The sequence below is a fragment of the Photorhabdus luminescens subsp. luminescens genome, assembly GCF_001083805.1.
Lineage (GTDB): Bacteria > Pseudomonadota > Gammaproteobacteria > Enterobacterales > Enterobacteriaceae > Photorhabdus > Photorhabdus luminescens.
Genome location: NZ_JXSK01000007.1, coordinates 92,982 through 105,028, shown reverse-complemented (window position 1 = coordinate 105,028; position 12,047 = coordinate 92,982). Strand labels below are relative to the sequence as shown.

Sequence of the window (12,047 nt, the reverse complement as noted above, 5' to 3'; positions counted from 1 at the left end):
CATTTTATTGACATTATTTAAAAATATGAAAAATTTTATAGATATTAACGATAGCAAAAATGCAGATATTCGGCTCTATTCGATTCACCATGCGGGTGGTTCGCACATACTTTATCGATCTTGGGAGCATTTGCTGCCGGGTTGGATAAAATGTATCGCTCTTGAAGTGCCGGGAAGAGGGATGAGTTTTGGTGAGCCGCTGCCGAAATCGATGGAGCAGGTCATCGAGTTATTTTTGAATCAAATTCAGACGGATAAGCCATTTGCCATTTTCGGCCATAGTATGGGGGGCCTGATAGCGTATGAATTAACGCTAAGGTTACAGAGTTTAGCTATTCCCCCGGTTTGGTTAGGTATTTCGGCTTTCAAACCCCCACACTTAAAAAATAAAGAGAATTTATCTCGCGCGTCATTCAATGATGATGAGTTAATCGAATATCTTGAGAAATTGGGCGGTTCGAAGGACTTTTGTGACGATCAGGTGGTGATGAAAATGATGTTAGATATTGTGAGGAGTGATTTTAGAATAATAGAATCCTGGCGTATGAGCGATTTGGAAGTTAGCGACAAAACGACAGTTCATAGTTTTTCTGGCCTATATGATGCGGTAGTAACGCCTCAAATGATCTCTTGTTGGAAAGATTACGTAAGTGGTGAATTCCTTCATAGTACTTTTGATGGGGACCATTTTTACCTTAATAAATTCCCAAGTGGCTTGATAAAGAAAATAGCAAACGATCTGAATTTCAATCGGTGATTTATATGAAATATGTAATTATTTTGACATTGGTTTTTAGTGATAAATGGAATGCTTTAAATCGTTCTCAAAGAGAGCAATTGCAGAATGAATCGCTGCCTGAAATTCTAGTCAAGTACAATGATTCTATTAGTCTTAGAACAGTAGACTCGGAAGGGTTTTCTGCTGATTTTCAAGATATTGTTATTATTGAGACGGAAAGCTTAGAACATTACTACTGTATGCTCCAGGATATGCGCAATACAACAGTAATATCAGATGGGTATTTGAAAATTTCCAATATATTTATGGGCATAGAAAATGCCCATGAAATATATAAGTCGCATAAATTGTCATGAAATGGACGGATTAAGAAATGCCTGTGAATTATAACATTGTCGCTTTAAGTCCAATGCAAGAAGGAATGCTTTATCATTCCATTGAAGAGGGAGGCAAAGATGTTTACGTGACAAACTTTACCTTAACCATTGCTGGTCTGATTGATGAAAAGAAATTAGCAGTTGCATGGAACCGAGTGGTATCAGAACATCAAGCATTACGAACGGTTTATCGCTGGAAAGGGTTAAGCCATCCAGTTCAGATTATTTTTGAGGATAAACCGCTTCACATAGATTTCAGAACATTTGAAAATAATCGCTATAGGGCAGCTCAAGAAAATATTAATGATATAATTTCTCAAAAAACTGAAATTGATTTAGAACATTGTCCAGTCAAAATTAACTTATATAAAGTAAGCGAAGATAATTATATATTTCATGTTCAATATCATCACATTTGTATGGATGGTTGGAGTCTGGGGCTATTAATAACTCAACTTTGGGATTATTATGATCATCCTCAATTAAAATGTGTTGGAAAAATTTTTGATTATGAAGATTATATTATTCACTTAAATAAAGTTAAGCAATGTAATGAAGCAAGAGGATTTTGGACTGGCGCCATATCTCAAGACGCAGCAATTAGCTTACCAAGTAAACAAAATTTACTCTCAAAAGGAGTAGGTAAAGTTGAATGTACATTAGATAAAAATCTAATAAACGAAGTTGAGTTATATTGTAAAGGAAATGGATTTACGCTTGCTATTGCAATATACGCTGCCTGGTCAATTGTTTTATCAAAGTATAATGATTCGGAATCTATTTGCTTTGGTACTACAGTATCGGGTAGAGATAATTTAATTCCCGGCATTGAAAATAGTATTGGTTTATATATTCAAACACCACCATTATTAATCGATAATCTCTCCAGTCAAACGACGCTTTTAAGCATCATGAAGAGAGTACAAGCCAGTATATTGGATAGGGATGGTTATAAAGAGTATCCAATATCTGAAATACAAAGCGTTAATAAAATAAAGCATAATCTTTTTGATAGTATTGTGGTGATAGAAAATTACCCAATTGCGAGAAGATTACAAGAGCTGTCAACAAGTGTGGATATTCTTTCATATACAACATCTGAAACCACAAATTTCGATCTGAGCTTAGAAGTTAATTTGCTTGATTCCGCGATTTTAAAACTCAGTTATAATTCCGAAAAATACGAACAATATTTTATTAGTGGCATCCTGAAACAGTTCACGAGAGTATTAAAAGCGATAGCTTATAATGCAGAAAAGGCTTTATCTGAACTCTGTTTCTTGGATGAGAAAGAATATAATCAGATAGTTATTGATTTTAATAATAATGATGCTTCATTACCGGGGCCTGCTCATTTAACTTTAGCGTGGCAGGCCGCTGTGGCAAAATATCAAGGCGATATCGCCATTAGACAGCAAGGTACTCGCGTTACTTACGCGCAACTTGATGAGCTATCTAACCAAATTGCAAAAAATCTCTACTTAAAAGGCGTTAAGCATCAAGAGTTCGTTGCAGTTAAATGCCGTGCCAGCATTCATACCATAGCGCTGTTAATTGCGATAAATAAGTTAGGCGCTGCGTATGTCCCGATAGATATATCCACGCCTGAAGAACGAGTGAATAAGATCTTATCTAATGGCATTAAACATATTATTTACCATGACGATTTGCTCAGTTTGTCAGAGGTAAAAGAGGGTGACAGCCAGCTACCAAGTTTGGCATACTCTGAAAATGACCTTGTGTATACGATATTTACCTCAGGGTCTACCGGAGAGCCAAAGGGGGTGATGTTGGAACACCACACGGTTATGAACTATATTTACTGGGCGATTAGTGCCTATCATTCCGATGGTTATCGTTCAGTTTATCCTTTATTTACCAGCCTGGCGTTTGACCTAACCGTGACTTCTATTTGGTGTCCGCTAATTTCTGGCGGAGAAATAGAAATTATCGCTAAAGAATCATTTGAAGCCTTACAAGATGTTGCTAAAAACCAAAGTATAAGTCATGTCAAGATCACACCTTCGCAATTAAATCTACTCAATCAGATCTGCGATAATAACAGTTCACTACAGACATTTATTCTGGGTGGTGAACAGTTAGAAAGTAAATTGTGTAAAGAAATTACAGATAAGTTAAAGCCAGGAGTCACTATTTATAATGAATATGGCCCAACGGAAGCAACGGTTGGTTGCATGATCTATCGATATCAAAAAGATCAAAAAGAAAACCCGATTGTTCCCATTGGTAGACCAATTAATAACGCTAAAATATATATTTTAGATAAGAATTTACACCCTCAACCAATAGGTGTTCCCGGTGAGATTTATATCGGTGGAAACGTTCTTGCCAGAGGATATTTGAATCGGCCAGATTTAACGGCTGAAAAATTTATTGATAGCCCCTTTGACCAGCAATCAAAACTCTATAAAACAGGAGATTTGGCTTTCTTTAACGGCGAGGGTGATGTTGAATATATTGGTAGAGTGGACAATCAAATAAAATTGAGAGGTTATAGAATTGAGCTAGATGAAATAGCGACAAAGATAAAGTCATATGACGCATGCCGTAATGCCGTTGTGGTTATTAAGAAGATTCATGGAGAAGATCAGCTAGTTGCCTATTACGTTTCTGATCAAGATATTCAAGAGAATAATCTAAGGCATTATTTATCTGAATCTCTTCCTAGCTACATGGTGCCTGGCATATTTAAATCTGTCGATGAAATTAAATTGACAACAAATGGGAAAGTCGATTTAGCAAGCCTGCCTGATCTTGATTTAACAAGTCCAAATATTGCTGACTTAGAGCGTTCAAGCTATAAAGATAAAGTGCTTGAAGTGTTTTCTTCAATTTTAGAGATAGATCAAATAGACCTTAAGACCAGTTTCTTTGATTTAGGGGCTAATTCGATAAAACTGCTTAGAATCACAAATGTTTTAAATGAGTTCCTGCCTTTCCCGTTAAAAGTGGTTGACTTCTTTACATACACGAATATGGCGACTCTTATTTCATATATTGAATCTGGTGAAAAACAGGAAATAAATTTGGTCAATAAAGAAGAATCTATGTCGAGACGAGACCGGTTGGCGGAACGTCGTGGAAAAATGAAGAAAAGAGTCAGTTTTGTTAATTAATAAATATGGAGATAAATAATAATGACTGCAAATTATGTTAAAAACGTTGTCTTAACAGAGCTAAATGGTGATGTTGAAGAAATAAAAAAGGTTGTAGATATTTGGTATCTTGCTTCAATCAAATGCCATAACTTTGTTAGCGAGAGTTTTTGGCACTCATGTAAGGAAGATATGATAAAAATATATATTCCTGGCGCTGAAACTGTGGTTGCAAAGTATAATGATGAAATTGTTGGGTTCATCAGTTTGGTTGATAATATTCTCGCGTCAATATTTGTTCATCCTGATTTTCAAGGTAAAGGGATTGGCAAGAAATTACTATTAGATGCTTTTGGTAAAAAAAGTGATTTGGTGCTTAACGTTTATTCAAAAAACAAACTGGCGAGAGATTTTTATAAAATGAATGGCTTTATAGAGGAAAAGGAAGGTGTAGATGAACATACTGGTGAGTTAGAAATTACAATGAAGTGGAATGGCTAATTAATTTTTAAAGATGAGATATTAAAATGGCTGATAATGGTAATGTAATTAGTGAAGCTACGGTAAATTATTGGAAGGGATTCTTATCTGAATACCGTAGTCCAGAGTGCGAGATTTCTTATTGCAAAGATATCTCATCTAAACCAACAAAGTTTAGCTTTTCTGAAGAAACTTCAAACACTTTACTCTCAATTGCAAATGGTTCAAATAAACGATTGAGTATGTTGCTCACCTCTTTGACCGCTTATGTTCAGGCAATTATGTTGAAGAGTTCTGAGATAACTGTTGTTACTGGAAATTACCTCGAAGATTCTGTTGAGCCAAAGATATTATGCTTACCGTTTAACTTTGATAGTGAGTGCGCCTTAAAAGAGGTAATCGTAGCTGCTTCAACAAATATGCAACAAAAGCTTGCGTATTCTGTAGAATCTTTTCAAAACATTTTTGATAATACAGTCACCTTCCCTTTATCTGTTATATTGAAAAATTGTCAAAAGGCGTCTGATGAATTTTCTGAGCGCTCCTTATCGCAATTATTCTTTGAACATGATAATGCGCTGATATCATGTGAAGTGACTTCCATATACGATTCAGAATACGTCACCACTATGATGAATATGGTGGAATCTTGGGCGAGTAAAATACGCTCTGATGGTAAAGTTTCTGAGTTGCTAATACCTGATCCCTTTTACTTAAATGTTATTGAAGCAGAAAACGGTATTGATACCGAACAATCGATACTGGCTTTATTTAAGCAACAGGTAGGTATTCATCCTGCAAAAACGGCTATCGCAGATGGCGTCGGGGAATTGAGTTATGCTGAACTGGATAAATTGAGCGATGCTTGTGCCATCGGATTAATCGCGTTAGGTATCGAAAGAGGCGATACGATTGGTATACATATGTCGCGATCTTGCTCAGCAATAGTGGCAATGTTCGCGGTGCTGAAAGCCGGCGGAAAATACTGTCCTTTTGATATCAATTGGCCTGTTGGCAGAAAGAAATATGTATTAGATATTGCAGACATGCGATTAGTTATATCGTCAATTGATACCAGACTGGAATTGGAAGAATACAGCCAGATTACCTATGACAATCTGCAACAAGATGGATTTGATGCAACACAAGATGTTCAATTGCCTGAAATTAATGGTCAAGATTCCGCTTACGTTATTTTTACCTCTGGCTCGACGGGTAATCCAAAAGGGGTTGAAATTCCTCACCGTGCCGTCGTCAATTTGGTCAAAGGACTAGAGCAAAAGGTTTATCGCAATTACCCGTGGGATTTGAACGTCTCAATGATATCAGCCCTAAGTTTTGATGCGTCGGTACAGCAGATGTATCCAGCGCTTTTACTGGGCCATACGCTTCATATTGTGCCTGATGAAGTCAGGAAAGATGGCAAGAGAATCAGTCAATTTTGGCGCGACAGGAAGATCCACATTGCCGATTGTACTCCAACCCATTTAAGGATGATTAGGTCACAAATGAGTGGTCAGCGCATTGATTGTCAGGTAAAGCATCTGATGATTGGCGGTGAAAAGCTAGAGCGGCAAAACTGGTTGAATTTCGCTCAGTGTTGGGCGTCTGTTCCTAACGCCTCTAACGCATATGGGCCGACAGAATGTTGCGTACAATCGCTCTCTTTTGAATTTAACGCTTCAAGCCAGATAAAGACCAAGACTATTCCTATTGGTCTGCCAATGTCTGGTGAGGAAATTGTACTGATTGATGAGTTTATGCGAATTCTTCCTAAAGGGGCGGTGGGGGAAATTGCTATATCTGGGAAAGGGTTGGCAAAAGGGTATCTCAATAATGTTCAATTATCTCAAGAATCTTTTATCTTCATAAATGGTAAGCGTTACTATCGAACAGGTGACCTGGCAAGATATATTGGTGAGGAAGGTATGATTTATTTAGGACGAATAGATAGTCAAGTAAAAATAAACGGATATCGAATAGAAATTGGCGAAATAGAAAAAGTTATTCAACAAGAGATATTAAAACGGTATTCCGCGGATGATATTAAGCCAATCGTTGATATCCATGTGATAGTCAATAACAAAGATCCTGATAATCAATTATTAATCGCTTACATTTGTACTACTGAGGAAATTGATTTCGATGCACTTCGTAAGGAAATTGCATCTCATCTTCCTGATTATATGGTTCCAGCATATTTCATTGCAGTTGATTCATTCCCACAAAATAGCAGTGGTAAAATTGATAACGCTAAATTACCCGATCCTCGTTTCGACGTAGTGCAAAAGAGAGTTGTGGCATGTAATAGCGAGACGGAACAGCAAGTACTCGATATCTGGGCGGATTTACTGAGTACTCGAAAGGAGAATATCAGCTTAACCGATAACTTCTTTGATTTAGGTGGTTCATCATTTAAGTTAGCTCAGCTTAGTTTCAAGCTGAGTGAGGTATTTGCTCGAGAAATAGAAGTTGTTGATTTGTTTCAATACACGACGATTCAGTCACAAGCAAAGTATATAGATGAAAACGAACAGCCGCTAGATAATTCGGATAACGGCGCTAATTCAACAGAGCAGTTCGATGAAGCATTGAAAATATTTGGTCTTTAAACTTAGATTTCATCAATATCATCCATTCGAAAAATATCAATTGTAATATATTGATGTTTTAATTAAACGTCTCTCAATAATTCAATAGCTAATTTAGCACTTGCTAATATTGGAAATTATGAAAAAAGATAATCATATGCACAAATTTACCAGGCAAAAATTGACAGGATTAGAAATAGCTATTGTAGGTGTTTCTTGTCGTTTCCCTAATAGTGAAACAGTAGAGAGTTTCTGGAAAAACTGTCTAGAGGGTAAAGATTGTATCTCTCGTTTTTCTGATGAAACATTGGCGAAAAATGGCGTGCCTGAACAGCATTATTCGAGTGAAAATTATGTCAATGCGAAGGGGGTTATTGATAATCCCCTAACATTTGATGCTGATTTTTTTAATTATAACAAGCGTGAAGCTGAGTTTTTAGAGCCGCAAATTCGTAAATTACATGAGTGTGGTTTTGAAGCATTAGGTTCTGCCGGTATTGTTCCGTCTGAATATAAGGGGGCGGTTGGTTGTTATTTAGCGTCAAGCGCTCAACTTGGTTGGCAAATGGCCGCTTATGAGGAGTGTGAACAAGATGGCGCCAGCCTTTTTTCTGCATTTAACCTAGTAGAAAAAGACTTTGCGGCAACTCGACTGGCGTACAAATTGGGTTTAACAGGGCCTGCAATTACCGTCCAGACAGCGTGCTCTTCATCACTCACCGCGATACACCTGGCATCAAGAGCCTTGTTGTTAGGCGAGTGCCAGACAGCGCTCGTTGCCGCTGCGACCTTAGTGACACCCCATCAACAGGGCTACCTACATCAAGATGGCATGATCACTTCTCCAGATGGAACTTGCCGACCATTTGATGAAATGGCGAACGGTACGGTCGGTGGCGAAGGTGTTGGCGCGATCGTGTTGCAACCGCTCAAAATTGCATTAGAGCAGGGACGACCTATTTTGGCCTTGATTAAGGGATCAGCGCTTAACAACGACGGTGCAAGGAAGGTCGGTTACACCGCGCCGAGTATTGACGGACAATTCGAAGCGATTAGAGGTGCTTTGGTTATGTCTAAGGTTGAAGCTGAATCCATTTCTTATATTGAAACCCACGGGACGGCGACAAAGCTTGGCGATCCAATAGAAATAACTGCTCTGAATAAAGTTTTCTCCAAAGTCCCACAGCAGAGTATTGCTATTGGGTCGATAAAGTCGATTATTGGTCACCTTGATAGTGCGGCTGGCATGGCCGGGGTAATAAAAACAGCTCTGATGTTAAAACACAAAAAGCTGTGCGCTAATCGGTACTTTACGAATCCTAATCCCAAAACAAAACTCTCCTCTTCACCTTTTTATGTTAATACGGACAGTAAAGATTGGGATAGTGCGACCGTGAGGCGAGCAGGGGTGAGCTCATTTGGTATTGGGGGAACAAATGCTCATGTGATACTGGAAGAATATGTCTGTGAACCTCACGATGATCAAGCTTCTGATGCAGTAAAACTACTCCCGCTGTCTGCTAAATCTGAGTGGAGTTTGGCTGAAATGGAGAACAGGTTAATTGGGTGGTTAGCCTCTAATCCTAATAAATTAGCCGACGTTGCTCATACCTTACAAAATGGTCGCGAGCATTTTAATCATCGATCTGTATTAGTTTGTTCAGATGACAGGGCGACATATTCTACAGCAGACTTCGTTCGCGGTAGATGTGAACGTTCGAACAGACGTATTGTTTTTCTCTATCCAGGCCAAGGCTCGCAATATCAGGTTATGGGGCTAGGTTTATATCTCCGTGAGTCGGTTTTTAAAGAACATGTAGAGCACTGTTTGTCGCTTTTGCACGATGAAAAAGGAAAACAGATAAGCAGCTACTTAATGGAACCGGAAAGTTCTCATGTCTTTCCTGCTGAAATCATACAGCTTGCCATATTCATCATTGAATACGCGACAACGCGATTGATGGAATCGAAGGGCATTCAGCCTGATATATTACTCGGCCACAGCTTGGGTGAGTATGTTGCGGCGACTGTTTCAGGCGTTTTTACGCTAAAAGATGCTCTATTTTTGGTTGGTCGGCGAGCACAATTGATGGAGAAGATGTCTCCGGGGGCTATGTTAAGTGTACCGCTATCGAAACAGCAAGCCGTAGAACTACTGGAAGGAAGTTTAGAAATTGCGGCGCTTAATGGTAAAGAATCGACAGTATTATCTGGCTCTATCGAAGACATCGAGAACCTGGAATCTTACTTGCAACTACAGGGCATTCATTCACGTAAGCTGAAAACGACCCACGCGTTTCACTCTAAAACGATCGATGAAATACAGAATGAATATGCACTGGCATTGCAAACCGTTGCGTTTAATGCTGTCAGCATCCCAATTTTGTCGAACTTATCTGGTGATTGGCATGACAACAATGAAATTAGAAAACCGGCATATTGGTTGTCCCATCAAAGAGATAAAGTCGATTTTTTAGGGTGTTTAGAGACGCTTTCTTCACAACAGGATCTTGTTTTCATCGAAGTGGGACCAGGCAATGCTCTCGCCAGTTGTGTACAGAAGTTCTTCAAAGAAAAACCGGATCAACAAATACATATTGCCAATATGCTAAGACATCCGAATTTGCCAGAGGGTGATGTCACCTATTTTTACAGTCAAATGGCTAAATTGTGGTGTACTGTCGGATTAGGGAATTGGCAAGTGTCAAGCAATCAATCTGGTCGTCTCATTCATTTACCTGTGTACGCATTTGCCGAACAAGAGTTCACAAAGCTCAGAGATAGACTTGTAAGAGGTCGAACACCACAGATTAAATCACCGGATATCAAACAAAATATTTTGTATCAACCAGTATGGTATAGAAGTTCGTGTGATGATATTGAGAAAAGGACACATGAAGGGCAGGTATATGCTCTAACCACACGTCGTGGCGCTGATAACAATAGAGCGTTGGTCGATAGTGTTTTACCAACGCGCAATATTATCCTTGTCGATGAAGTTGACAAGCTACCTCCGTTAAATCTAACGGGCTGTTGTTCGTTTGTATTAATCCCGAATGCAGAAGACTTTGTTTGTGATCCAATAGCACATTATCTTGAATGGCTCGTATGTATTAAAGAAATATTGTCTATTAAGTCACTCGCGGCCTCTCGGTTTATTCTGTTAACGCCTCAAATTGAGAATGTGCTCGGGTATGAAGCCACCGATGCAGCTATCTCATTATTGAAAGGCTTAATACAGTCAATTAACTACGAGCATCAAGAGCATTATGGCTATCAAATTGACATCTCCTTCGATGAATTAGCAAAGGATAATTCAACCCAGTCTTTATTCCGTCACTTAGTTAGCTCTGATATTAATCATCGATTGGCAATAAGACATAATCAAATTTGGTTGCCAGAGTTCAAAGTGCTGCCGAATAAAAAAGTTGAAACTCATCAACAATGTAATGGGTTGCGTGAGAGATGCTTAGTCTTAATCAGTGGCGGATTGGGTGGAATCGCTTTGCAGTTATCGCAAAGCCTGGCACAACATTATAAGGCCCGTATTGTGCTGGCATCTCGAACAGCTATTCCTGAACGTTCACAATGGGCAAGTATCAAGGAAAATAAGCAGCAATCGGCGTTAATTAAACAAATTGAGTGCTTGGAGAAGGTTGAACAACTCGGTGGGGAAGTGATACTGCGACAATTGGATGTTACAGATGAAACCCAACTTTTCGACACATTACAGTGTCTGGAAAATGATTATGGGGCCATTAATATGGTGATCCATAGCGCTGGCTCGGATGCCGGCGCGTTGATTATGCAACCTGATATATCATCACATCGTAAAATCATGACTGCTAAAGTAGAAGGAACGATGAACCTGCTATCGTACTTTGAAGGGAAACCACTAAGTTCGATGGTGTTATGTTCTTCATTACTCTCTTACTCTGGCGCTCCTGGGCAATCTGCTTATGTTGCTGCTAATGCATTTCTCGACGCCATTGCTGATAGGCGAGATCTAAAATTCAAGGTCTATTCTCTCGCTTGGGATCGCTGGCTGGAAGTTGGCATGGCGTTGAGAAATATGAAAATTGACGCATCCACAGCAGGGTTAACGAATCAGCAAGGTGAAGCTGTATTTCTACAAGCACTTTCACAGGCGACTCAACAACGATTATTAGTTTCTGTCATACCCATTGAGGAAAGACTAAATACTCTGGAAAAAGAGAAAGCCAGTACTTTGGCAGAGACTAAAAGTGGGATCGTAGATAAAAGTATTTCGATTAAACAGGTAATTTCAGAAGAAGTACAACACCAGCTCGGGCTTTCTGAAATTGACGAGCATTGCAGCTTCTTTGCACTCGGTGCTACATCATTGGATATCGTTCAAATCAATGAAAGGCTTAAGCAACGTATTTGTTACGATATTCCTATATCAATGATGTTTACCTACAGTACCGTGTCGAAACTAGAAAATGCGGTGGCATCTAAGTTGAATAACACTCAAGAAAGTGAAGTGACATCATTACAACCTCGCACTTCAGCGAGCCAACTTGCAAAGCAAAGAATGAAGAATAAGAGGGTAAAGAAATCAGTTAATTACGCAGCATAAAATGTCAGATCTCAGACCTTCCCTCGCAGAGCATTTGTAAACTCTCATTTTTTCAACAAAAGTCTCATAAGGCGTTTTACCTTTCAAATCACCATGTGGTCTGTGATACATGTGGTCTATGATAGTTGTAAAACGCTTTCTTTT

The 12,047-nt window shown here is 38.8% G+C and carries 6 protein-coding genes; all 6 read left to right on the top strand.

Annotation, left to right across the window (positions count from 1 at the left end; genetic code table 11):
• The first annotated feature begins 25 nt into the window (after window positions 1–25).
• The 6 genes from TI10_RS16330 (at window position 26) to TI10_RS16305 (ending at window position 11,903) form a co-directional block, all read left to right on the top strand.
• Complete coding sequence (locus TI10_RS16330) at window positions 26–757, top strand: thioesterase II family protein (protein WP_074525000.1); 732 nt, start codon at window positions 26–28, stop codon at window positions 755–757.
• A gap of 5 nt (window positions 758–762) precedes the next feature.
• Window positions 763–1,095, top strand: a complete 333-nt coding sequence (locus TI10_RS16325; RefSeq protein WP_049584456.1) for a darcynin family protein — start codon at window positions 763–765, stop codon at window positions 1,093–1,095.
• A 23-nt stretch (window positions 1,096–1,118) separates the two neighbouring features.
• Window positions 1,119–4,253, top strand: a complete 3,135-nt coding sequence (locus tag TI10_RS16320; RefSeq protein WP_162202297.1) for a non-ribosomal peptide synthetase — start codon at window positions 1,119–1,121, stop codon at window positions 4,251–4,253.
• Window positions 4,254–4,274: 21 nt separating this feature from the next.
• Complete coding sequence (locus tag TI10_RS16315; protein ID WP_049584454.1) at window positions 4,275–4,733, top strand: GNAT family N-acetyltransferase; 459 nt, start codon at window positions 4,275–4,277, stop codon at window positions 4,731–4,733.
• Between the two features lie 26 nt (window positions 4,734–4,759).
• Window positions 4,760–7,324, top strand: coding sequence for a non-ribosomal peptide synthetase (locus tag TI10_RS16310; protein WP_053093466.1), 2,565 nt, complete (start codon window positions 4,760–4,762; stop codon window positions 7,322–7,324).
• A gap of 118 nt (window positions 7,325–7,442) precedes the next feature.
• Window positions 7,443–11,903 carry a type I polyketide synthase gene (locus TI10_RS16305; RefSeq protein WP_049584453.1) on the top strand — a complete coding sequence of 1,487 codons (4,461 nt, stop codon included), beginning with the start codon at window positions 7,443–7,445 and terminating at the stop codon, window positions 11,901–11,903.
• The last annotated feature ends 144 nt before the right edge of the window (window positions 11,904–12,047 follow it).